Genomic DNA, 23,699 nt, shown 5'->3' on the forward strand with positions numbered 1-23,699 from the left:
CTTATCCTCAAGCATCCGAAGCCGGCACGCCCGAAGCCGGTACGCCCGGGGCCGTCACGCCGTAACCGGCCGAGTCCTTGCCCGCGACGTGGATCTTGCCGCCCGCGAGCGTGCGCAGCACGACGTAGAACACCGGCGTCAGCATCAGCCCGAACAGCGTCACGCCAAGCATCCCGAAGAACACCGCGACACCCATCGCATGGCGCATTTCCGAACCCGCGCCCGTCGACGTGACGAGCGGCACGACGCCCATGATGAACGCGATCGACGTCATCAGGATCGGGCGCAGCCGCAGCCGGCTCGCCTCGATCGCGGCCTCGAGCGGCGTCCTGCCGTCGTGTTCGAGTTCGCGCGCGAATTCGACGATCAGGATCGCGTTCTTCGCCGACAACCCCACCAGCACCATCAAGCCGATCTGCGTGAAGATGTTGTTGTCGCCCTGCGTGAGCCACACGCCCGTCAGCGCCGACAGAATGCTCATCGGCACGATCAGGATCACCGCGAGCGGCAGCGTCAGGCTTTCGTACAGCGCGGCGAGCACCAGGAACACGAGCAGCACGCTGATCGGGAACACATACATCGCCGAATCGCCCGCGAGGATCTGCTGGTACGTGAGGTCGGTCCACTCGAAGCGCACGCCGCGCGGCAGCGTCTCGTGCGCGATCCGCTCGACCGCGGCCTGCGCCTGACCCGACGAGAAGCCCGGCGCCGGGCCGCCGTTGATGTCGGCCGCCGTGTAGCCGTTGTAGCGCACCACCATTTCAGGGCCGAACGTCGGCGTCACCGTGACGAGCGACGACAGCGGCACCATCTCGCCCTTGTCGTTGCGCGTCTTCAACTGCAGGATGTCGTCCGCGCGCTGGCGGAACGGCGCATCGGCCTGCACGCGCACCTGGTACACGCGCCCGAAGCGGTTGAAGTCGTTCACGTACAGCGAGCCGAGATACACCTGCATCGTGTTGAACACGTCCGTGACCGGCACGCCGAGCTGCTTCGCCTTCACGCGGTCGAGATCGACGTTGAGCTGCGGCACGTTGATCTGGTAGCTCGTAAACAGGGGCCCGAGCTCGGGCGCCTGCTGCGCGCGCTTGATGAAGTCGTTGGTCGCATCCGCGAGCCGCGCATAGCCGACCGCACCGCGATCCTCGATCTGCATCTTGAAACCGCCGAGCGTGCCGAGGCCGAGCACCGGCGGCGGCGGGAACACCGCGACGAACGAGTCCTTGATCGCGCCGTACTGCTGGTTCAGCGCGCCGGCGATCGCACCGGCCGACAGCGCCTTGCCGTGCCGTTCGGAGAACGGCTTCAGCGTGACGAACACGATGCCCGCGCTCGAGCTGTTCGTGAAGCCGTTCACCGACAGCCCCGGGAACGCCACCGCGCTCTCGACGCCCGGCTGCTTCAGCGCGATCGAACCCATGTCGCGGATCACCTTCTCGGTGCGGTCGAGCGACGCACCGTTCGGCAGTTGCGCGAACGCGATCAGGTATTCCTTGTCCTGCGCGGGCACGAAGCCGCCCGGCACGACCTTCGACACCAGCACGGTCGCGCCCACCAGCACGAGGTACACGCCCAGCATCAGCGTCTTGCGCGACAGCACGCCGCGCACGCCGCGGCCGTAGTTCTCCGCGCCGCGATGGAACACCTTGTTGAAGCCGCGGAAGAAGCCGCCGAGCACGCGATTCATCACGCGCGTGAGCCAGTCTTCCTTGTCGCCATGGCCCTTCAGCAGGATCGCGGACAGCGCCGGCGACAGCGTCAGCGAGTTGAACGCCGAGATCACCGTCGAGATCGCGATCGTCATCGCGAACTGCTTGTAGAACTGGCCGGTCAGGCCCGACATGAACGCGAGCGGCACGAACACGGCGACGAGCGTCAGCGCGATCGCGATGATCGGCCCGCTCACTTCCTGCATCGCCTTGTAGGTCGCCTGCCGCGCGTTCATTCCGCTTTCGATGTTGCGCTCGACGTTCTCGACGACGACGATCGCATCGTCGACCACGATCCCGATCGCGAGCACCATCCCGAACAATGACAACGCGTTGATCGAATACCCGAACGCGAGCAGCAGCGAGAACGTGCCGATGATCGACACCGGCACCGCGATCAGCGGAATCAGCGACGCGCGCCAGGTCTGCAGGAACACGATCACGACGATCACGACCAGCGCGATCGCTTCGAGCAGCGTGTGCACGACGGCCTTGATCGACGAACGCACGAACTGCGTCGGGTCATAGACGATCTTGTAGTCGACGCCCGCCGGCATGTCCTGCTTCAGCTCGGCCATCGTCTTGCGCACTTCGTCCGAGATCTGCAGCGAGTTCGCGCCCGGCGACTGGTTGATCGCCATCGCGACGGCCGGCTTGTTGTCGAGCAGCGAGCGCAGCCCGTATTCGGACGCGTCGAGCTCGATCCGCGCGATGTCGCGCAGGCGCGTGACGCCGCCGTCCGGCGTCGTCTTCACGACGATGTCGCCGAACTCGTCTTCCGTCTGCAGACGGCCGCGCGCGTTCACCGACAGCTGCAGCGGCGTGCCGGGCAGCGACGGCGACGCGCCGATCACGCCGGCCGCGACCTGCACGTTCTGCTCGCGGATCGCCTGCACGACGTCCTCGGCGGACAGCCCGCGCTGCGCGACCTTCTGCGGATCGAGCCACACGCGCATCGCGTAGTCGCCCGAACCCCACAGCTGCACCTGGCCGACGCCCTGGATCCGCGACAGGCGATCCTTCACGTTGATCAGCGCGTAGTTGCGCAGGTAGGTCATGTCGTAGCGGTTGTCCGGCGAGATCAGGTGCACGACCATCGTCAGCGTCGGCGAGCTCTTCACCGTGGTGATGCCGAGCCGCTGCACGTCTTCCGGCAGGCGCGGCAGCGCCTGGTTCACGCGGTTCTGCACGAGCTGCGTGGCCTTGTCCGGATCGGTGCCGAGCTTGAACGTGACGGTGATCGTCATGTTGCCGTCGCTGTTCGCCTGCGACTGCATGTAGAGCATGTCCTCGACGCCGTTGATCTGCTCTTCGAGCGGCGACGCGACCGTCTCGGCGATCACTTTCGGGTTCGCGCCCGGGTATTGCGCCTTCACGATCACGGAAGGAGGCACGACTTCCGGATATTCCGAAATCGGCAGCAGGAACATCGCGATCACCCCGCCGAGCAGGATGATCACTGATAGGACTCCTGCAAAGATCGGCCGGTCGATAAAGAATTTGGAAATGTTCATGTGTGGCTCTGTCTGGTTGAACGCGGATGCGAAGCGGCGCGCCGCTTACGAATCCGCCTTCGCCGGTGCGGCCGGCTTCGCGGTGCTCGCGAGCGGCGCGGACGGCGCATCGCCGCCCGTCATCGGGACCATGTGCGGCTTCACCTGCTCGCCGGGTCGTACGCGCTGCGTGCCGTTCACGATCACGCGGTCGCCCGCGGAAAGCCCGCTCACGATCACGCGCCGGTTGCCGTGCTGCATCCCCTGCTGCACTTCGCGGTACGACACGCGGCCCTGCTGGTCGACGACGAACACGAACTTCTTGTCCTGGTCGGTGTTGATCGCCGCGTCGTCGACGAGCAGCGCCTGGTGCGGCGCGCTGCCGCCCACCTTCACGCGCGCGTAGAGGCCCGGGACGAGCGCGCCGTCGGCGTTGTCGAAGCGCGCGCGCACGCGGATCGTGCCCGACGACGTGTCGAGCCGGTTGTCGACCGAATCGATCACGCCGCTGCGCGAGTAGCCGGCTTCGTTCGCGAGGCCGAGCTCGACCGGCACCTTGCGGCCGTCGCGCGCGCCGTTGATGTATTGCAGGTAGGTCTGTTCGTCCGCATCGAACGACGCATAGATCGGCGACACCGACACGAGCGTCGTCAGCGGCGCGGCCGACGCACCGGCCGACACGACGTTGCCGACCGTGATCTCCGCGCGCGACACGCGGCCCGACACCGGCGCGGTGATCCGCGTGTAGCCGAGGTTGATGCGCGCCGTTTCCAGCGCGGCATCGGCCGCCTTCACGTTCGCCGTCGCCTCGCGGGCCGCGTTCTGCTTCTCGTCGTAATCGCGCTTCGCGATCGCGTTGTCGCCGATCAGCCGCTGCGCGCGCTGCCAGTCGGTCTGCGCATAGCCGTTGCGGGCCTGGGCAGCCGCGAGCTGCGCAGCCGCGCGGTCGACTTCGGCCTGGTACGGGCGCGGGTCGATCACGAACAGCACGTCGCCCTTCTTCACGAGCGCGCCGTCCTTGAAATTCACCGCGACGATCGTGCCCGACACCTGCGGGCGTACGTCGACCTTCTCGATCGCTTCGAGGCGGCCCGAATAACCTTGCCAGTCGGTCACGGTCTGCGGCACGACGGTCGCGACGTCGACTTCGGGCAGCGGCGCGGCTGCTTTTTCGGGCGCGTTCGCGTTCACGCGCATTGCGCCGAACGTTCCGAGGCCGACAACGGCGAGCGTCACGATCGCCGCTGTCGCGATTCGGGAACGGGAGGTGCGTAGGATGGCCATGTGGATCTCCAATAAACGTGGATTGGTTCTGGTTATTCGGAACGGTTCGGCTGGCGCGCCTGGAAGCGGCACTGGAAGAAGCGCACGGCTTCCTCGAATGCGGCTTCGTGCGTCGCGAGCGCGGCGTGCGTGATGTCCGGATAGCGGATCACCTGCGTGAGCACGCCCGACGAAATCAGGCAGCCCGCATATTTCTCCGCTTCGACGTGCAGCACGTCGTTCTGCGCGGTGACGACGAGCGTCGGCGGCAACCCCGCGAGGCGCACCGATTCGATCGGCGCCGCGTACGGGTGCATGCGCTGCGCGGCCTGCGGCAGATACGCGCGATAGCAGGCCGCGCATTCGCGCGCGGTGATGTCCGACGCGAGGCGCTCGGCGTCGCCGATGCGCGTCATGCTCGGGTCGAGCATCGGCCCGAACAGCGCCTGCGCGGCGATCGACACTTCGCCGCGGTCGCGTGCGATGAATGCCAGACAATTCGCGAGCTGCCCGCCCGCGTCGTGGCCCGCGACACCGATCTTCTTCGGATTGCCGCCGAACGCGCGGGCACGCGTCGCGGCCCACACGGCCGCGCGATACGCATCCTCCGGCGCGGCCGGAAAAGGAAAGGCCGGCGCGAGCGAATAATCGACCGACACTACGAGAGCTGGTAAGCGTTCTGCTAAAAAACGCGCGGCGAAATCAGCGTCTTCGAGCGAACCGCGGACGAAACCGCCGCCGTGGAAATAAAGCACTACTGGCAGCCCGGTCTTGTCCGGGCGGCGGTAGAGGCGCAGCACGATGTCCTGTGCGTAGCCGGGAATTTCCACTTCGGCAACCGTCAGCGCCGCGCCCGCCAAGGCTTGAGCGGGCAGCGCGGCTTTCAGGAATTTGCTGAATTCAGAAGCGTCCATGACGATGCAGCATCCATTTCGAGATGGAACGAATTCTGGGGCCGGCAGACATTGGGATAAATGCCTATAATCCGGCAACACAATTCAACGACCCCGAACAATCCGAGGCTGCGTTCACCCACGAGGTAGCGCAGCCTTCTTGTTCCGGCGGCAAATTAGATTGCGGAGGTTGTGATGGACCGGCTTCAGGCCATGCAGGTGTTTACTCGCGTCGTCGATACAAGCAGCTTCACCAAGGCGGCAGAAACGCTCGGCTTGCCGCGGGCGTCCGTCACGACGATCATCCAGAATCTCGAAGCGTTTCTCGGCGTGCGGCTGATGCACCGGACCACGCGCCGGCTGTCGCTGACGCCGGACGGCGCCGCGTACTACGAAAGATGCGTGCGGATCCTCGCGGACGTCGAGGAAACCGAAGCGAGCTTCCAGGCCAACAACCGGAAGCCGCACGGAAAGTTGCGTATCGACATGCCGGGTTCGATCGGGCGGCTGCTCGTGATTCCGTCGCTGTGCGAATTCCACACGCGCTATCCGGACATCGACCTGCAGCTCGGCCTGTCCGACCGCCCGGTCGACCTGCTGCAGGAAGGCGTCGACTGCGTGATCCGCGTCGGCGCGCTGCAGGACTCGTCGCTCGTCGCGCGCCGGGTCGGCCTGTTCGAAGGCGTGACGGTCGCCGCGCCCGCGTATCTCGAACACTTCGGCGAGCCGAAGACGATCGAGGACCTGAGCCAGCACAAGGCCGTCAACTATTTCTCGAGCCGCACCGGCCGCACGATCGACTGGTCGTTCCTGATCGACGGCAAGGAAACCGAGATCAAGATGGAAAGCATCGTGTCGGTGAACGACGCGGATGCGTACGTGACCTGCGGGATCGAAGGCTTCGGGCTGATCCAGCCGCCGCTCTTCATGGTGCTGCCGCACCTGCGCGAAGGCCGGCTCAAGGAAGTGCTGCCCGGCATCAAGCCGCTGCCGATGCCGATCTCGGTCGTGTATCCGCACAGCCGCCATCTGTCGCCGAAAGTGCGCGTGTTCGTCGACTGGATCGCCGAAGTGTTCGACCGCTGCCCGCTGCTGAGCGGCAAGGGCAGCCTCGACGCGACGTGCAGCAAGCGCACGTTCGAGGAAGCCGAGCGCGCGCCGGCGCTCGACACGCCGGTCATCAACGAGTGGGTCGCGTAATCGTCTGAACCAGCACGCGCGGGCTGCGAGGCCCGCGTGCTGTCCCGCCTTCGCGCCGCGTTCCCGCGCGGCGCCCGCCATCTTTCCCGAATCCGCAGCAATCCTTTGTGCCGAGCGCGGCAATCGTTCGCGTGCGTCGTCGCGGGTTGTCGTCGCATCCGTGTGAGCCCCGCTGCATGGGGCTGGCGGCGATTTCCGCATAACCCTGCCGAGCGTGCGGATGACGATTGTTCCTTTGCAACGACAAATCAATTCGCGTCTGCCGCATTTATCGCGACGGAACGGATACCTAGAGTAAACCCTGTCGCGCACCTCGTTGCGCATCGAACAGATCCCGCTTGATGGGACCGACAGGAGTTACGCCATGAACCGCCGCCACCTTCTCTCCGCCCTGGCCCTCGCACTCGCCGTGTCCGCACCGGCCTTCGCCGATTCGGGCACGCCGCACGCCGGCGACTACGGCAACACGTCGTGGTACTCGCAGCACAACGGCCCGCGCACGCGCGCCGAAGTGAGTGCGGAAGTCGAACAGGCTCGCCGCGACGGCACGCTCTCGTACCTGCGCAAGGCAACTTCGTATCCGCAAGGGCTCGAACTCGCGCAAGGCCCGTATCGCTCGATGCCGGAAAGCAACCAGCTCGCCGGCGGAGGCCGGTAAACGCGCGACGCCGCGCAGCGGGTTGCCCCGTGCGCGGCGTCGCGAAACACCCATCGACGACTCGCTGAGTCAGTTAGTTGCAGGAGCACATGATGAACGACCAACTTCCTTCGCCGCTCGATCACTGGGACGACACCACGCCGGTCTGGACGCCGTTCCGTTCGGCCCCGCAATCGCATTGACCGCCGGCTGAGTCATCGTCCGGCCAGTCCGGCCATCAGCGGCGCGGTACGCCGTCGCGCCATTCGCCCCAGTGCGTCACGATGTCCTGCACGAGCGGGTTGCCCGCGCGGTACAGGTTTTCGGTCGCCGGCGCGAAGCCGCCCTGGTCCGCGTAGTTCAGCAGGTTGTCGGCGCTCGTCTGCCCCGCATACGGCCGGTCGAAATCGGACCCCGTGCGCAGCACCGCGACGCGCGACAGGTCGACCCGCTTCACGCTCGCCGCGCGCTTGAGCGCTTCGTACGTCGCGTTGTCTTCCTGCGCGGTCATGCAGTAGGTGCCCTTGCCGTCGGTCAGGATCTTCGTCCACTGGCGAGCGCGCTCGCCGATCAGCGTGCCCGAGAACCACGTGTTGCCAGATGACGTGTCGCACTGGATCACCGTCGGCGGCCGGTTCGCCGGCGCATACGTGAACTTCGCGCGCGCGGCCTGCGCCTGCGCGCTGTCGGCGAGCACGACGTTGCGCGACAGCGCGACCGCGGCGTCGGTCAGCTGCGGATTCAGCTGGAACACTTCGGTGCGGTAGTCGAGCGGCGGCTTGTCGTTCGGGCTCTTCGTGTTGATGCCGAGAAAGCCCGTATTCCAGCCGGACGGAATCTCGCGCGCATCGAGTTCCCACTGCAGGCTGAAATCGACGAGGTACTTCGACCACGCGGCCGAACCGACCGTGCCTTGCGCGGGGTCGACGCCCGCGATGCCGGAGATCAGGAAATACGTGCGGCGCAGATCGAAGCGCTGCGAGAACGTGAGCGCCATGATCGTCGCCGACGCGTTCGCATAGCCCATGCCGGTCGTCACCACGCACACGTCCTGCTTGTTGCAGTGGACGGCCGGATAGTCGGGCGACAAGCCCGGCACGGCGATGTCGCGCCACGGGCCGATCCGGTCGAGCCAGGCCTGGCCCTCCGGACCGAACATCGTGATGATCATGACCTTGACCGGGCGGCCCTGTGCACCGGTCTCGGCAAATGCAGTGTTGCCCGCGTTGTTGCCCTGGTTGTCCTGCGCGATCGACGGCGCGGTCGCACAGGCCGCGAGCGAGAATGCGGCGGCGGAAAGAATGGAGCGAGTCAGCATCGGCGTCCCTTGTTTCGATGATGTTGGGTGAGAACGGCTCTCGGAGACTGCGCGAAGGAGTATAGAACGGGCCCGCGCGATGCGGAACCCGGCTACGAAACGGCTCCCCGTGTTTCGTGCAACGGTGTGCGTGTTGCGCAATGCGATGTGCGTCGTTGGTTTTGCACCATCGCCGTGCACGGCGACCATCAGGAATACTATCCGGTTGGCAGGAACGCATGCCCGCCGGCATAACGCCGAGCATCGCACCCGTCGAAGTCGACGTCGCCTTCGGCCGGCTCCCGAACCGCTACACGCGTACGAGCCCCGCGACGCCATAACCGAGCACGACCAGCGCGGCAACCACATGGCTCGCCGCGAGCCACCCCGGCGACTTCACGATGCGTCCGATCGCACTGCCGCCGAATGCGAACACGAGCTGCCCCGCGAGGCTGCCGGCAAACACGCATGCGGCGCCGAAAAGCCAGTGCCGATGCGCACCGGCGGCAGCCGTCGCATAGCCATAGAACAGCAGGATGGTCAGCGGATTCGCGAGCGTGACGAAGAACATCGACGTGAACGGGCGATTGCCCGGCGTCGGTACATCGCCGTCGAGCGTGCGGCGCCGGTCCCGCAGCGCCTGCCACAGCATCCATGTGCCCATCGCGAGCAACACGAGCGCACCGACGACACGGAACAGCAACAGGTGCGACGCGAGCGTGCCCGCGAGCATCGCGCCAATCGTGAACGCGACGATCGCATAGCAGCCGTCGGCCGTCGCGACACCGACTGCCGCGCGCACGCCACTCGCGGTGCCGGCGCGCATCCCGTAGTTCGCAATCATCAGCGCGACAGGCCCGACCGACAGCGCGATCGTCAGCCCGAACAGGAAATCGCTCACCGATCCTCGACGCCGTCGACGAAAGGCATCGATTCCAGCGGCAGCAAAATATCCGCAGGAAGAACGGTGATCAAGCTACCTCGACCCGCGCCGCCCCGTCCACCATCTCGCCGATCACGGCCGCGCGGTCGAAGCCGTCGGCACGGAAGCATGCGAGGACTTCGTCGACCGCTTCCGGTGCGCACGCGACGAGCAGGCCGCCCGACGTCTGCGGATCGGTCAGCAGCGCCTGTGCAACGGGCGGCAGGCCGTCGGCGAGCCGCACGTCGGTGCCGTACGCGGCCCAGTTGCGGCCCGATGCGCCGGTGAACACGCCGTCGGCGACGAACGCCTCGACACCCGCGAGCCACGGCAGCGATGCGTAGTGCACACGCGCGGTGAGATGCGCGCCGCGCGCCAGTTCGAGCGTATGGCCGAGCAACCCGAAGCCCGTGACGTCGGTCAGCGCGTGCACGCCCGGCAGCGCGGCAAGCTCGGCACCCGGCCGGTTCAGCTTGGTGGTCGTCGCGACCATCTGCGCGTAGCCCGCGGCGTCGAGCTGGTTCTTCTTCAGCGCGGCAGACAGCACGCCAACGCCGAGCGGCTTGCCGAGCACGAGCACGTCGCCCGCGCGCGCGGCCGCGTTGCGCTTCACGCGCGACGGATGCACGACGCCGATCGCCGCGAGCCCGTAGATCGGCTCGACCGAATCGATCGAATGGCCGCCCGCGACCGGAATGCCGGCGTCCGCACACACCGATTCGCCGCCGCGCAGCACGGCCGCGATCGTCTCGTGCGGCAACACGTTGATCGGCATCCCGACCAGCGCGAGCGCGAGGATCGGCTTGCCGCCCATCGCGTAGACGTCGGACAGCGCGTTGGTCGCCGCGATGCGGCCGAAGTCGAACGGATCGTCGACGATCGGCATGAAGAAGTCGGTGGTCGCGACGATCGCCTGCTCGTCGTTGAGACGGTAAACGGCCGCATCGTCGGACGTCTCGGTGCCGACCAGCAGGTCCGGGAACAGCGCGGGCGGCGTCGCGCGCTTCAGCAGTTCGGACAGCACGCCCGGTGCGATCTTGCAGCCGCAACCACCCCCGTGCGACAGGCTCGTGAGGCGCGGAACGGCAGGCTGGGCTTGGGTGGCTTCGGTCATCGTCGGCATCCGGTGAATAACAACGCTCCATTATCGACAATTCCGCGCGAGCGCGCCCGATACCCACATAATTGTCGGCGCCCGCCTTCGTCCGCCCCTTCATTCATGGATCACCTGTTCATCGGCCTCGTGCTGTGCTCCGCGCTGCTGCACGCCATCTGGAACGCGTTTCTGCACGTCAGCGAGGACCGGCTCGTGCAGCTCGGCACGATGTCGCTGCCGTATCTCGCGTTCGGCATCGCCGGCGCCGCGCTGTTGCCCGCGCCGGTGCCCGCCGCCTGGCCGTATGTCGTCGCATCGGCCGCGCTCGAGGTCGCGTACTGCTTCACGCTCGCGCGCGCATACCGCAGCGGCGAGTTCGGGCAGATCTATCCGATTGCGCGCGGGATGTCGCCGCTGCTCGTATCGGTGCTCGCGTTCGCGGTGCTGCACGAGCGGCCGACGCCGTTCGGCTTCGCCGGCATCGCGCTCGTGTCGTTCGGCATCATGTCGCTCGCGCTGCGCCGCGGCTTCAGGTTCTCCGGGGAAGGCGTGCCGTATGCGCTGCTCACGGGCGTGTTCATCGCCGCGTATTCGATCTGCGACGGGATCGGCTCGCGCGTATCCGGCAGCGCGCTCGGCTACATTGCGTGGGTGTACCTGCTGTGGAGCGTGCCGCAGCTCGTGCTCGTCTGCGCGATGCGCGGCGGCCCGCGCGCGGTGCTCGGCTCGCGCACCGCGCTCAAGCAGGGTGCGATCGCCGGCACGATCTCGCTCGCCGCGTATGCGATCGTGATCCTCGCGTACCGGCACCTGCCGGTCGCAACCGTGTCGGCGCTGCGCGAAACGAGTTCGATCTTCGCGGTCGCGATCGGCTGGTTCGTGATGCGCGAGCGGCCCGGCGCGCAGCGGCTCGCCGCGTGCGCGCTGGTCGTGGCGGGTGCGGCGCTGATCCGGTTGTAGGCGCGCGGGCCGACGACCTTCGTCGCACCACCGCCCGCCCGTACGTTCCATCCGCGCCGCGGGGAGACGGTGGCGATCGACTCGCACTGCTCCGCGACGCAGCGACACCATCGACCATCAAGCAGCCACCGCCACCCCGCCGAACGCCCGCTCGTCGATCGCCTCGGCGAGCGTCGCGAATGCCGGCGCGATCTCGTCCTCCGGCACGCATGCATAGCCGAGCAGCAGCCCCGACGCCGCGCGCCCGCGATCCGCGTAATAGCCGGACAGCGGCCGCACGACGATATTGCGTTCGAGCGCGGCCTGCGCGACCGCGCGATCGTCGACACCTTCCGGCAATTGCGTGACGAGATGCAGCCCCGCGTCGCTGCCGAGCGCCTGCAGCGTGTCGCCGTAGCGGCGCGCGACCGCATCGAGCAATACCTCGCGGCGTTGCCCGTACAGCGTGCGCATCTTGCGGATATGCGACACGAAATGCCCTTCCGCGATGAATTCGGCGAGCACGGCCTGCTGCAGCAACTGTCCTTCGCGATACAGCTCGGCGCTCGCGGTCGCGAAGCTTTCCGCGAGCGGCTCCGGCGCGACCAGGTAGCCGACCCGCAGCCCGGGGAACAGCGTCTTGCCGAAACTGCCAACGTAGATCACCTGCCCGGCCGTATCGAGGCCCTGTAGCGACGCGAGCGGCCGGCTGCCGTAGCGGAATTCGCTGTCGTAGTCGTCCTCGATGATCCAGCAGCCGTGCTGGCGCGCGTATTCGAGCAGCATCCGCCGCCGCGCGAGGCTCATCACCATCCCGAGCGGATACTGGTGCGACGGCGTGACGAGCATCAGCTTCGGCGGTTCGGCGAGATCGGCGGCCGACGGCGCGATGCCTTCGTCGTCGACCGGGATCGGCCGCGTGGTCAGCCCTGACACGTTCAGCACGCTGCGCACGCCCCAGTAGCACGGGTCCTCGGTCCAGATCGCGTCGCCCGGGTCGGTCAGCAGCCGCACCGCGAGGTCGATCGACTGGTGGATGCCGGTCGTGATCACGATCTGCTCGGGCGTGCAGCGCACCGAGCGCGACGTGCGCAGGTAGTCGGCCAGCGCCTCGCGCAGCAGCGCGAGCCCGCCGCCCGGCGCATAGGTCAGCAGGTCGGGGCGCAGGCGCCGCCAGTACTTGTTGTGCAGCCGCGTCCACACGCGCGCCGGAAATCGCGACACATCGGGCACGCCCGGCATGAACGCGCCGCCCTGGCGCTTCGACACGCCGGCCCCTTCGACCAGCCGCGTGCCGCGTGCGGACAGCCGTCGCGCGGACGGCGCCACGACGGCCGGGCCGGCCGCCGCGTCGGGCGGCGCACCGACGATCTCGTCCGGCGCGCTGTCGGCGACGAACGTGCCGCGGCCCGTCGCCGAGTTCACATAACCTTCGAGCGCAAGCTGTTCGTAAACCTGCGTGACCGTGTTGCGCGCGATCCCGAGCTCGGCGGCCAGCAGCCGCGACGACGGCACGCGCGTGCCGGCCGGCAGTTCGCGCGACAGGATCGCCTGTTGCAGCAGCCGGTGAAGCTGCCGGTAGATCGGCTGTTCGCCGCCGCGCACGAGGCGCTGTGCCAGCCAGTCCGACAACACGCTCGCGCGCATGATTGGCTCCTGAATATTTATTGAAATGGCTCTGATTGCCAGAGCCAAATGTGATTATAGTCGCCTCCATGGGCTGTCAACGCGCCCGATTTTCTACTCACCGGAAAGAACATCAAGGAGATGACCGTGAAGAATGCCGACCTGCAGGCCCGCAAGAACGCCGCTACCCCGCGCGGCGTCGGCGTGATGTGCGATTTCTACGCAGCCCGCGCCGAGAACGCGGAACTGTGGGATGTCGAAGGCCGCCGCTTCATCGATTTCGCCGCCGGCATCGCGGTGCTGAACACGGGCCACCGCCACCCGAAGATCGTCAAGGCGATCTCGGATCAGCTGAACAACTTCACGCACACCGCTTACCAGATCGTCCCGTACGCGTCGTACGTCGAGCTGGCCGAGAAGATCAACGCACGCGCGCCGGGCGACTTCCCGAAGAAGACCGCGTTCTTCACGACCGGCGCCGAAGCCGTCGAGAACGCAATCAAGATCGCGCGCGCCGCCACCGGCCGGCCGGGCGTCATCGCGTTCTCGGGCGGCTTCCACGGCCGCACGATGATGGGCATGGCGCTGACCGGCAAGGTCGCCCCGTACAAGCTGAACTTCGGCCCGTTCCCGGGCGACGTGTTCCACGCACCGTACCCGACCGCGCTGCACGGCGTGACGACGGCCGACTCGATCAAGGCGATCGAGATGCTGTTCAAGGCCGACATCGATCCGAAGCGCGTCGCCGCGATCATCTTCGAACCGGTCCAGGGCGAAGGCGGCTTCAACCCGGCGCCGGCCGAATTCGTGCGCGCGCTGCGCAAGATCTGTAACGAACACGGCATCCTGCTGATCGCCGACGAAGTCCAGACCGGCTTCGCGCGTACCGGCAAGCTGTTCGCGATGCAGCACTACGACGTGCTGGCCGACCTGATCACGATGGCGAAGAGCCTCGCGGGCGGCATGCCGCTGTCGGGCGTCGTCGGCCGTGCGGACGTGATGGACGCGGCAGCGCCCGGCGGCCTCGGCGGCACGTACGCGGGCAACCCGCTGGCGGTCGCGTCGGCGCACGCGGTGCTCGAGATCATCGACGAAGAGCAGCTGTGCGAGCGCGCCACGCAACTCGGCGACGTGCTGAAGGCGAAGCTGAACGCGCTGCAGGCCGACGTGCCGCAGATCGCCGACGTGCGCGGCCCGGGCGCGATGGTCGCGGTCGAGTTCCTGAAGCCGGGCTCGGGCGAGCCGGACGCGGAATTCACGAAGCGCGTGCAGGCGCGTGCGCTCGAGCGCGGCTTGCTGCTGCTCGTGTGCGGCGTGTACTCGAACGTCGTGCGCTTCCTGTTCCCGCTGACGATCCCGCAGGCCGTGTTCGACGAAGCGCTCGTGATCCTCGAGGAAGTGCTGAAGGAAACGGTCGGCGTGCCGGCCTGAGTTCCCGTCAACTGAATGTGCCGCCGCCATCGTCAGGACGGCGGCGGCCGTTTCGTCCTTCATCTTCAACGCAGGCTACATACACATGAGCACGGTTCAGGAAACCCTGGCACTGAAAGATCCGTCGCTGTTCCGCCAGCAGGCGTACGTCAACGGCGAATGGCAAAACGCATCGAACGGCGAAACGTTCGAAGTCCGCAATCCGGCGACGGGCGGCCTGCTCGGCACCGTGCCCGCGATGGGCTCGGCAGAGACGCGTCGCGCGATCGACGCCGCGAACGCCGCATGGCCGGCGTGGCGCAAGAAGACCGCGAAGGAACGCGCGGTCATCCTGCGCAAGTGGCACGACCTGATGATGGAAAACGCCGACGACCTCGCGCTGATCCTGACGACCGAGCAGGGCAAGTCGCTGGCCGAGGCGAAGGGCGAGATCGGCTACGCGGCGTCGTTCCTCGAGTGGTTCGCGGAAGAAGGCAAGCGCGTGTACGGCGACACGATCCCGACGCCGGCGAGCGACAAGCGCATCGTCGTGACGAAGGAAGCGATCGGCGTATGCGCGGCGATCACGCCGTGGAACTTCCCGGCGGCGATGATTACGCGCAAGGTCGGCCCGGCGCTCGCAGCAGGCTGCCCGATCGTCGTGAAGCCGGCAGAGGCAACGCCGTTCTCCGCGCTCGCGATGGCCGTGCTGGCCGAGCGCGCGGGCGTGCCGGCCGGCGTGTTCAGCGTCGTCACGGGAGATCCGAAGGCGATCGGCGGCGAACTGACGTCGAACCCGATCGTGCGCAAGCTGTCGTTCACCGGCTCGACGCCGGTCGGCCGCCTGCTGATGGCGCAATGCGCGGCGACGGTCAAGAAGGTGTCGCTGGAGCTCGGCGGCAACGCGCCGTTCATCGTGTTCGACGACGCCGATCTCGATGCGGCCGTGCAGGGCGCGATCGCATCGAAGTACCGCAACAGCGGCCAGACCTGCGTGTGCACGAACCGCTTCTACGTGCATGAAGCCGTGTACGACCAGTTCGCGCAGAAGCTCGCGGCGGCGGTCGGCCAGCTGAAGGTCGGGCGAGGCACCGAGCCGGGCGTGACGCAAGGCCCGCTGATCAACGAAGCGGCCGTGCTGAAGGTCGAGGCGCACATCGAGGACGCGCTCGCGAAGGGCGCGACCGTCGTGACGGGCGGCAAGCGCCACGCGCTCGGCCACGGCTTCTTCGAGCCGACCGTGCTGACGGGTGTCACGCCAGCGATGAAGGTCGCGAAGGAAGAGACGTTCGGGCCGCTCGCGCCGCTGTTCAAGTTCGGCAGCGACGACGAGGTGATCCGCCTCGCGAACGACACCGAGTTCGGTCTGGCCGCGTATTTCTTCAGCCGCGACATCGGCCGCGTGTGGAAGGTCGCCGAAGCGCTCGAATACGGGATGGTCGGCGTGAACACGGGCCTGATCTCGAACGAAGTCGCGCCGTTCGGCGGCGTCAAGCAGTCGGGCCTCGGCCGCGAAGGCTCGCACTACGGCATCGACGACTACGTCGTGATCAAGTACCTCTGCCTCGCCGTGTGACGGTTCAGGGCCTGTCGCTTCGGTGACGGGCCCTGACCGCCCGGCCGGAACCGGGCGGTCCGACGCGGGCCGGTGCCCCTCTCCGCCGCGCCCGCGTCGCCTCTCCTCCCCGCGATCAGCGGAACACGTTCACCGCATCCACGAGCCGCGTCGCCTGCTGTTTCAGGCTCTGCGACGCCGCCGTGCTCTGCTCGACGAGCGCCGCGTTCTGCTGCGTGATGTTGTCCAGGTGCACGACCGCCTGATCGACCTGCGCGACCCCCGTGCTTTGCTCGGCCGTCGACGAGCTGATCTCCGCGATCAGGTCCGACACGCGCTTCACCTGCGTGACGATGTCCTCCATCGTCTTGCCCGCGCCGTCGACGATCCGCGCGCCCGACTCGACCCGCTCGACGCTCGCGCCGATCAGTGTCTTGATCTCCTTCGCCGCGTTCGCGCTGCGCTGCGCGAGCGCCCGCACTTCGCCCGCGACCACCGCGAAGCCGCGCCCCTGTTCGCCCGCACGCGCGGCCTCGACCGCCGCATTCAGCGCGAGGATGTTGGTCTGGAACGCGATGCCGTCGATCACGCCGATGATGTCGGCGATCTTGCGCGAGCTGTCGGTGATGTCGTTCATCGTCGCGACGACTTCGCTCACCGCCTTTCCGCCGCGCTCGGCAGCATCGCTCGCCGACACCGCGAGGCGGTTGGCCTGCAGCGCGGTTTCCGCGTTGCTGTCGACGGTCGCCGTCATCTCGGCCATCGACGCGGCGGTCTGCTGCACGCTCGACGCCGCCTGCTCGGTGCGCGCGCTCAGGTCGTTGTTGCCCTGCGCGATCTCGTTGCTCGCGCGCTGTACGTTGTGCACCTGTTCGCTGACGTCGTCGACGAGCCAGCGGAACATCAGCCCGAGCTGGTTGAGCGTGCGCAGCGTCATGCCGATCTCGTCGACGCGGTTCATCCGCACGCCGCGCCGGCTCTCGCCGGTCGCGACGTTCAGCGCCTGGTCGTGCAGCTGCTGCAGCGGCCGCACGATCTGTGCGTCGAGCCACAGCCCGGCCGCCGCCGCCACGCCGACCGTCACGCCGGCAAACGCCGCGAGCCCGGCGCCGGCCAGCCCGCATGCCCAGCCCGCGCCGATGACAGCCGGCGCCAGTACGCATAGCGCCGAATGAACGCGCGCACGCACCGACATCGTCTGCGACAGCGACGCAATGCGCAGCAGCCCGGTGCGGATGACGAGCCCCTTGTGGAACCGGCGCTGGCCGGCCTTGCCTTCACGAAACGCGCGATACAGTGCATCGGCCGCCTCGGACTCGTCGCGCGGCGCCCTCGTGCGCACCGACATGTAACCCTGCGGCTCGCCGTTGCGCATCACCGGGATCGCGTTCGCGCGCACCCAGTAATGATCGCCGTTCTTGCGGCGGTTCTTCACGAGCGCGGTCCACGGCTCGCCGCGCCGGAGCGTCGCCCACATGTCGGCGAATGCCTCCTTCGGCATGTCCGGATGGCGCACCGCGTTGTGCGGCTGGCCGACGAGCTCCTCGTTCGAGAAGCCGCTCACCTGTGCGAACGTCGTGTTCGCGTACGTGATGGTGCCGTCGGCATCGGTCGTCGACATCAGCGTGACGTCGTCGGGAAAATCGAATTCTTGTTGGGTAACGGGCTGGTTGTTGCGCATGCAAGGCTCCGAAAGGCGGATCTGTCGTCCGCGTCGCGCTGAAATCGCGCTCAGTAGCCGAAAAACGGTTTATCGCTTTACGACGGTCTTCATTTTTACTGTCGGCAATCCGGCGGAAAACCTTACCCATTCCTCACATAAAATATGCAATTCGGCCTGCACCATGATTTCGATCAAATAATCCGGCGATAGTCGCCGCGCATGCCGGTCCGCATGTCACAACTCGCCGCACGGCGTGTCCACGGCGTGTCAATACCGGCATCCGTTGCAAGCAGCGAAACAATTCGGTCTATTCTGCTCAATTCAACCAGTATTCGAATTCGATGAAAAAGGCATTGCACGAACTGGATCGGCTGCCATGGAATACGGCGACGGTCGCGCATAACAGCCATAAAGGCGATCAGGCCGACTTTTTCCGCCATGGCGGCTCGACACTGTTTCCGGAAGAACGCGAACTGCTCGGCGACGGCGCGGACGCGACGGGCGTCGACATCGCCGACGAAGCGATCGGCTTCGCGCGGCAACTGCCGGCCGACGCGGGCCTGCCCGCGCGGTTCGAACGCGCCGACGCGCTCGACCGGATGCCCGAAGCCGCTGCGCGCGGCGAGCGCTTCGAGCGCGTGTCCACGTCGTACGGTGCGATCTACTGGCTGCCGGGCCAGAACGCATGGGCGCGCGGGATCGCCGCGCACCGGGCGGCCGCATGACGCGCCGTACCATCGCCGAACGCGACGCGCTTTGCGCACGCACGCTCGCACGCGACGAGGTGCCACTCGTGTGGACCATCGACCGGCGCGAGATCATCGACCACCTGTATGTGCTGCGCGACGGCGCGCTGCATCTCGTTCCCGAGTTCTACGATGTCGGCGGCTGGCCCGCCGGCGAAGCCGACCACTACACGCCGATCCTGCTCGACTGCCACGATCGCGGCGGCTGGTTCCGCGGCATGTTCGACGGCGCGCGGCTGGTCGCGGCGGTCGTCGTCGACAGCCGGCCGGTCGGCCCGTGTCACGACATGCTGCAACTGAAGTTCCTGCATGTGAGCCGCGACTGGCGCAGCTGCGGGCTCGGCGAGCAGCTCTACCGCGCGGCCCACGCGCAGGCGCGCGCGATGGGCGCCGAACGCCTGTATGTGTCGGCGACGCCGTCGCAGCGCACGATCGACTTCTACCTGCGGCTCGGCTTCACGGTCAGCGCGTCGCCCGACCCGGCGCTGTACGCGCTCGAGCCGGAAGACATTCATCTGGAAGGGCCGATGGCCTGACGCACCGGCATGCGGGTGACGCGTAGAATTTCCCGCTTTGCCACAGCCGCCATCGGCCGACACGGAGAACGAAATTGCAGAACGAACCGCAGCCGCAGGCCATGCCGAAAATCCTCGTCAGCATGTGCGTGGTCGGTCATCCGGTGCGTTACAACGGCTCGGCCAAAACCGCCGCGCACGAGGCGCTCGAACGGTGGCAGCGCGAAGGGCGTCTCGTTCCCGTCTGCCCCGAGCTGGCGGGCGGCTTCGGCGTGCCGCGCCCACCCGCCGAAATCGCGGATGGTGAATCGGGGCAGCGGGTTCTGTCGGGCGCCGCACGCATCGTCGACGTGAACGGAACCGACGTGACAGCGCCGTTCGTCTGCGGCGCGCAAACCGCGCTGGCACTCGCACGCGCGCACGATTGCCGCTTCGCGATCCTGGCCGACGGCAGTCCGTCGTGCGGCAGCACCTTCATTTACGACGGGAGTTTCGCGAACCGGCGGCATGCGGGGGCCGGCGTCACGGCGGCGTTGCTTCGCCAGCACGGCATCGAGGTGTTCGCGGACACCGAGATCGACGCGCTCGACGCACGCCTCAGGCAGATATCGCAGGCCGGTTAACGACAATGCGCGGCACGACGATTGTCGTGCCGCGCATTGCTCAGGGAACGGCGAAGCGGCGCATGTCCGGCCGCTTCGCCGCGTCACGCGGGTCAGACGCGTTCGATCGCGATCGCGATGCCCTGGCCCACGCCGATACACATCGTGCACAGCGCAAAGCGGCCGTTCGTGCGATGAAGCTGGTACATCGCGGTCGTCACGAGACGCGCGCCCGATGCGCCGAGCGGATGGCCCAGCGCGATCGCGCCGCCGTTCGGGTTCACGCGCGGATCGTCGTCGGCGACGCCGAGCATGCGCAGCACCGCGAGACCCTGCGACGCGAACGCCTCGTTCAGCTCGATCACGTCGAACTGGTCGATCGTCATCCCGAGCCGCGCGAGCAGCTTCTGCGTGGCCGGCGCGGGGCCGATGCCCATCACGCGCGGCGCGACGCCGGCGGTCGCGATGCCCAGCACGCGTGCGCGCGGCGTGAGACCGAAGCGCTTCGCGGTTTCCTCGTTCGCGAGCAGCAGCGCAGCGGCGCCGTCGTTGACGCCCGACGCGTTGCCGGCCGTTACAGAGCCGTCCGGGCGCACGACGCCCTTCAGCTTCGCGAGGGTTTCGAGCGACGTCTCGCGCGGATGCTCGTCGCGCGACACCACGACCGGATCGCCCTTCTTCTGCGCAATCGTGACGGCGACGATTTCCTCGGCGAGCGTGCCGTCCCGCTGCGCACGCGCGGCCTTCTGCTGGCTGCGCAGCGCGAACAGGTCCTGGTCGGCGCGGCTGACGTTGTAGTCGACCGCGACGTTCTCGGCCGTCTCCGGCATCGAATCGACGCCGTGAAGCTGTTTCATCAGCGGATTGACGAAGCGCCAGCCGATCGTCGTATCGAAGATGTCGGCCTGGCGTGCGAACGCGCTGGCGGCCTTGCCCATCACGAACGGCGCGCGCGTCATGCTCTCGACGCCGCCCGCGACCATCAGCGCGGCCTCGCCCGACTTGATCGCACGGGCGGCCACACCGACCGCATCCATCCCGGAACCGCACAGCCGGTTGATCGTCGAACCCGGCACGCCCTGCGGCAGGCCCGCGAGCAGCAGCGACATGCGCGCGACGTTGCGGTTGTCCTCGCCGGCCTGGTTCGCGCAGCCGTAGATCACGTCGTCGATCGCCGTCCAGTCGACGTCGCGGTTGCGCTCGACGAGCGCCTTGAGCGGCACCGCGCCCAGGTCGTCGGCGCGCACGCCGGACAGCGCGCCGCCGTAACGGCCGATAGGGGTACGGATCGCATCACACAGAAAAGCTTCGGTCATCAGTGTCTCCGGTTGGCCGGCGTGGGCGCATTAGCGCCGATTGCGGCCACATGCAAGGCTGGGAAATGAACGGGGCGCGCCCCTTGCATAACCCGCCGGGATGCGCTTAAATGTTCTATATACGAACATAAGATCGTGTATCGAACGTCCAATGCATCATAGGGAGTGCGGGGACGACCTGTCAAGCGCCTGGTCCGCCGCGCGGTTGGCGTGTCAGGCCCCATGCGCTATCTTCTCGGCTGCACGATATTCCACCCGCTCATGACAACCGAAGACACTCAGAAACCCGGCGACTCCTATGTGCAGTCGTTCGCGCGCGGCCTCGCGGTGATCCGCGCGTTCGACGCGGCGCGTCCGGAGCAGACGCTCACCGAGGTCGCGTCGGCTACCGGCCTGACGCGCGCGGGCGCGCGCCGGATCCTGCTCACGCTGCAGACGCTCGGCTACGTCGAGGCCGACGGCCGGCTGTTCCGGCTCACGCCGAAGATCCTCGAGCTCGGCTTCGCGTACCTGACGTCGATGCCGTTCTGGAGTCTCGCCGATCCCGTGATGGAGCAGTTGTCCGCGCAGATCCACGAAAGCTGCTCGGCCGCGGTGCTCGACCGCACCGAGATCGTCTACGTGCTGCGCGTGCCGACGCACAAGATCATGACGATCAACCTGTCGATCGGCAGCAGGCTGCCCGCGTACTGCACGTCGATGGGCCGCGTGCTGCTGTCCGCGCTCGACGACGCGGCGCTCGACGAAACGCTCGCGCAGAGCAACATCCGCGCGCACACGCCGCGCACGATCACGGACCTCGGCGAACTGAAGGCGACGATCGCACAGGTGCGCCAGCAAGGCTGGGCCGTGGTCGACCAGGAACTCGAAGTGGGCCTGATGTCGATCTCCGCGCCGATCCGCAACCGGCGCGGGCAGATCATCGCGGCGATGAACATCAGCGGCAACGCGCAGCGGCATACCGCGAAGCAGATGGTGAAGGAGTTTCTCGGGCCGCTGCAGCAGGCCGCGCAGACGGTGTCGGAACTGGTGGCGCGACGGGGGTGAGCGTCCAGCTCGATTGTCGTATCGGTGAAACGACAATCCGCTCATAAAAAAAGCGGGCAGCGCAAGCTGCCCGCCAACTCTGACTCCCTTGCAACGTTCTTCTCACGGAACACGGAGCAAACTCCGCGCCGCTCAATTTAGTGACGTGCGGAAGCCCGGTCAATTTGACGAGAACGAAAATGCACGGAGCCTCTCGGACACCGTGCCCGCCGCGTCCCTCACGCGCCGAGCAACATCCCCGTGCGCACCGGCACCGTGCCCGTCACGCGGCCGAGCGGCGCACCGGCCGTCACGAAACGGATCGCGCGCCGCATGTAGAACACGCCGTCGGTCCCGCTCGAGATTGTCGTGATCGCATCCGTCAGCGGATCGACGATGTCGAACAGCGGATCGCCGCCGCCGGCCCGTCACTCCGCGCGTCAGTCCATCGACTCCCGAGCCGTCTCGCGCAGCATCGCGACCGCGATCAGCGACAGCAGCACGCACGCGGCCACGTAGCCGGCCGGCGCGAGCTTGCTGCCGGTCGTCTTCACGAGCCAGGTTGCGATGAATTGCGCGGTGCCGCCGAAGATCGTCACCGCGAGCGCATACGCGATCGAGATGCCCGTCGCGCGCACATGGCGCGGCAGCGACTCGCACATCAGCGCCATTTCCGACGCCGAACCGAGCGAATAGAACAGCAGCATCAGTGCGGTCAGCGGCAGGATCACCGACAGCGTCGGATGATGGTTCATCAGCCAGAACGCCGGGAACAGCAGTACGACCAGCACGCCGCGGCCGACGAAGATCGGCAGGCGCCGGCTGCCGATCCGGTCCGACAGCCAGCCGAACAGCGGGCACGTGACCAGCATCACGCAGCCCGACGCGACGCCCACGAACATCGACAGCTTCATCGGCAGGCCGAGCGTATGGATCGCGTAGGTCGGCATGTAGAAGGTCAGGATGTAGGTCGACACCGTGCCGCCCATCACCGTGAGCATCAGCAGCAGCACCGTGCGCGTGTGCTTCGAGAACAGCTCGTGCAGCACGCCGCGCTCGATCGCATGATGGCTGTCGCCGGGCGCATCGTCCGCGAGCCGACGGCGCAGATACATGCCGACCGGCGCGATCAGCACGCCGACGAGGAACGGCAGCCGCCAGCCCCAGCTTTCGAGCGCATCCTTCGTCATCGTGTTCGACAGCAGCGCCGCGAAGCCCGAGCCCATCAACGCGGCGCCGCCCTGCGTCGCAAGCTGCCAGCTTGCGCGGAACGCGCGGCGCGACGTGCCGCCCTGTTCGAGCAGCGTGGTGGTCGCCGCGCCGAATTCGCCGCCCTGCGAGAAGCCCTGCATCAGCCGCGCGAACACGACGAGCAGCGGCGCGGCCATGCCCGCCTGCGCATACGTCGGCGCGATCGCGATCAGGCCCGTGCCGAGCGCCATCAGCATGATCGTCAGGTTCAGCGCGGCCTTGCGCCCCTTGCGGTCCGCGTAGACGCCGAGCACGACGCTGCCCAGCGGCCGCGTGAAGAAACCGGCGGCGAATGTCGCGACCGACAGCAGCAGCGACGTGGTCGAATCGCTCGACGGGAAGAACAGCTTGCCGATCAGCACCGCGAAAAAGCCGTACACGGTGAAATCGAAGAATTCCAGCCAGTTGCCGATCACGGCCGCCGCGATGGCGCCGCGCCGCGTGACGGCGGGTGCGCCGGCTTCGACGGCCACCGCCGGTGCGGGGTGCAGTGCGAGATTGTCTTTCTGCATCATTCCGGTCTCCTTCTCAATACGGCCG

General features: G+C 67.4%; 18 protein-coding genes and 2 pseudogenes. 9 read left to right on the top strand and 11 right to left on the bottom strand.

The window, feature by feature from the left end; translation table 11 throughout:
- Nucleotides 1-7 precede the first annotated feature (7 nt).
- The 3 genes from ceoB to AC3WLY_RS23340 are packed head-to-tail and all read right to left on the bottom strand — an operon-like array spanning nt 8 to nt 5,379.
- Entirely contained in the window at nt 8-3,223 is a 3,216-nt protein-coding gene (ceoB, locus tag AC3WLY_RS23330) for a multidrug efflux RND transporter permease subunit CeoB (protein WP_175960100.1), read from the bottom strand.
- Nucleotides 3,224-3,268: 45 nt separating this feature from the next.
- Entirely contained in the window at nt 3,269-4,486 is a 1,218-nt protein-coding gene (gene ceoA / locus AC3WLY_RS23335) for a multidrug efflux RND transporter periplasmic adaptor subunit CeoA (RefSeq protein ID WP_425131479.1), read from the bottom strand.
- Between the two features lie 32 nt (nt 4,487-4,518).
- Entirely contained in the window at nt 4,519-5,379 is an 861-nt protein-coding gene (locus AC3WLY_RS23340; protein WP_027781544.1) for an alpha/beta hydrolase, read from the bottom strand.
- A 174-nt stretch (nt 5,380-5,553) separates the two neighbouring features.
- Between AC3WLY_RS23340 and ceoR the strand changes: the two genes are divergently transcribed.
- On the top strand, nt 5,554-6,558 hold the full coding sequence (gene ceoR / locus AC3WLY_RS23345) for a putative multidrug efflux transcriptional regulator CeoR (protein ID WP_072444546.1): 1,005 nt from the start codon (nt 5,554-5,556) through the stop codon (nt 6,556-6,558).
- A gap of 364 nt (nt 6,559-6,922) precedes the next feature.
- A complete protein-coding gene (locus AC3WLY_RS23350; RefSeq protein ID WP_492309778.1) occupies nt 6,923-7,216 on the top strand; it encodes a DUF4148 domain-containing protein in 294 nt (97 codons plus the stop codon).
- A 217-nt stretch (nt 7,217-7,433) separates the two neighbouring features.
- On the opposite strand, the gene AC3WLY_RS23355 is transcribed toward AC3WLY_RS23350, so the two are convergent.
- From AC3WLY_RS23355 to selD, 3 genes are all read right to left on the bottom strand, one after another.
- Nucleotides 7,434-8,513, bottom strand: coding sequence for a purine-nucleoside phosphorylase (locus AC3WLY_RS23355; RefSeq protein WP_492309777.1), 1,080 nt, complete (start codon nt 8,511-8,513; stop codon nt 7,434-7,436).
- Nucleotides 8,514-8,802: 289 nt separating this feature from the next.
- Nucleotides 8,803-9,393: a LysE family translocator gene (locus AC3WLY_RS23360; RefSeq protein ID WP_492309776.1), complete on the bottom strand. Its 591-nt coding sequence runs from the start codon at nt 9,391-9,393 to the stop codon at nt 8,803-8,805.
- Between the two features lie 70 nt (nt 9,394-9,463).
- The gene (selD, locus tag AC3WLY_RS23365) at nt 9,464-10,528 is read right to left on the bottom strand and encodes a selenide, water dikinase SelD (RefSeq protein ID WP_175960095.1); all 1,065 of its coding nucleotides are present in this window, start codon (nt 10,526-10,528) and stop codon (nt 9,464-9,466) included.
- Between the two features lie 105 nt (nt 10,529-10,633).
- Here selD and AC3WLY_RS23370 point away from each other — a divergent pair, with 105 nt between their 5' ends.
- Entirely contained in the window at nt 10,634-11,470 is an 837-nt protein-coding gene (locus AC3WLY_RS23370; RefSeq protein WP_492309775.1) for an EamA family transporter, read from the top strand.
- Nucleotides 11,471-11,587: 117 nt separating this feature from the next.
- On the opposite strand, the gene pdxR is transcribed toward AC3WLY_RS23370, so the two are convergent.
- Nucleotides 11,588-13,096, bottom strand: a complete 1,509-nt coding sequence (pdxR, locus tag AC3WLY_RS23375) for a MocR-like pyridoxine biosynthesis transcription factor PdxR (RefSeq protein ID WP_175960093.1) — start codon at nt 13,094-13,096, stop codon at nt 11,588-11,590.
- A gap of 126 nt (nt 13,097-13,222) precedes the next feature.
- On the opposite strand from pdxR, the gene AC3WLY_RS23380 reads away from it, so the two are divergent.
- The gene (locus tag AC3WLY_RS23380) at nt 13,223-14,506 is read left to right on the top strand and encodes a 4-aminobutyrate--2-oxoglutarate transaminase (RefSeq protein ID WP_310136570.1); all 1,284 of its coding nucleotides are present in this window, start codon (nt 13,223-13,225) and stop codon (nt 14,504-14,506) included.
- A gap of 85 nt (nt 14,507-14,591) precedes the next feature.
- Nucleotides 14,592-16,061: an NADP-dependent succinate-semialdehyde dehydrogenase gene (gene gabD / locus AC3WLY_RS23385; protein ID WP_492309774.1), complete on the top strand. Its 1,470-nt coding sequence runs from the start codon at nt 14,592-14,594 to the stop codon at nt 16,059-16,061.
- A 115-nt stretch (nt 16,062-16,176) separates the two neighbouring features.
- Here the strand turns inward: gabD and AC3WLY_RS23390 are convergent, their stop codons facing one another.
- The gene (locus AC3WLY_RS23390; protein ID WP_492309773.1) at nt 16,177-17,721 is read right to left on the bottom strand and encodes a methyl-accepting chemotaxis protein; all 1,545 of its coding nucleotides are present in this window, start codon (nt 17,719-17,721) and stop codon (nt 16,177-16,179) included.
- Between the two features lie 323 nt (nt 17,722-18,044).
- On the opposite strand from AC3WLY_RS23390, the pseudogene AC3WLY_RS23395 reads away from it, so the two are divergent.
- The 3 genes and pseudogenes from AC3WLY_RS23395 to AC3WLY_RS23405 all read left to right on the top strand — a co-directional run.
- A pseudogene (locus AC3WLY_RS23395) lies at nt 18,045-18,410 on the top strand (class I SAM-dependent methyltransferase); the annotation flags it as partial.
- Between the two features lie 14 nt (nt 18,411-18,424).
- The gene (locus AC3WLY_RS23400; RefSeq protein ID WP_492309772.1) at nt 18,425-18,985 is read left to right on the top strand and encodes a GNAT family N-acetyltransferase; all 561 of its coding nucleotides are present in this window, start codon (nt 18,425-18,427) and stop codon (nt 18,983-18,985) included.
- A 101-nt stretch (nt 18,986-19,086) separates the two neighbouring features.
- Complete coding sequence (locus AC3WLY_RS23405) at nt 19,087-19,587, top strand: 2-thiouracil desulfurase family protein (RefSeq protein ID WP_492309790.1); 501 nt, start codon at nt 19,087-19,089, stop codon at nt 19,585-19,587.
- 92 nt (nt 19,588-19,679) lie between these two features.
- Here the strand turns inward: AC3WLY_RS23405 and pcaF are convergent, their stop codons facing one another.
- On the bottom strand, nt 19,680-20,882 hold the full coding sequence (pcaF, locus tag AC3WLY_RS23410; protein ID WP_492309771.1) for a 3-oxoadipyl-CoA thiolase: 1,203 nt from the start codon (nt 20,880-20,882) through the stop codon (nt 19,680-19,682).
- A gap of 261 nt (nt 20,883-21,143) precedes the next feature.
- On the opposite strand from pcaF, the gene AC3WLY_RS23415 reads away from it, so the two are divergent.
- On the top strand, nt 21,144-21,929 hold the full coding sequence (locus AC3WLY_RS23415; protein ID WP_175960086.1) for an IclR family transcriptional regulator: 786 nt from the start codon (nt 21,144-21,146) through the stop codon (nt 21,927-21,929).
- A 218-nt stretch (nt 21,930-22,147) separates the two neighbouring features.
- On the opposite strand, the pseudogene AC3WLY_RS23420 reads toward AC3WLY_RS23415, so the two are convergent.
- A pseudogene (locus AC3WLY_RS23420) lies at nt 22,148-22,324 on the bottom strand (succinylglutamate desuccinylase); the annotation flags it as partial.
- 24 nt (nt 22,325-22,348) lie between these two features.
- A complete protein-coding gene (locus tag AC3WLY_RS23425) occupies nt 22,349-23,671 on the bottom strand; it encodes an MFS transporter (protein ID WP_492309789.1) in 1,323 nt (440 codons plus the stop codon).
- Nucleotides 23,672-23,699 lie beyond the last annotated feature (28 nt).

The sequence above is a fragment of the Burkholderia sp. FW306-1C-G01B genome (genome assembly GCF_058781685.1).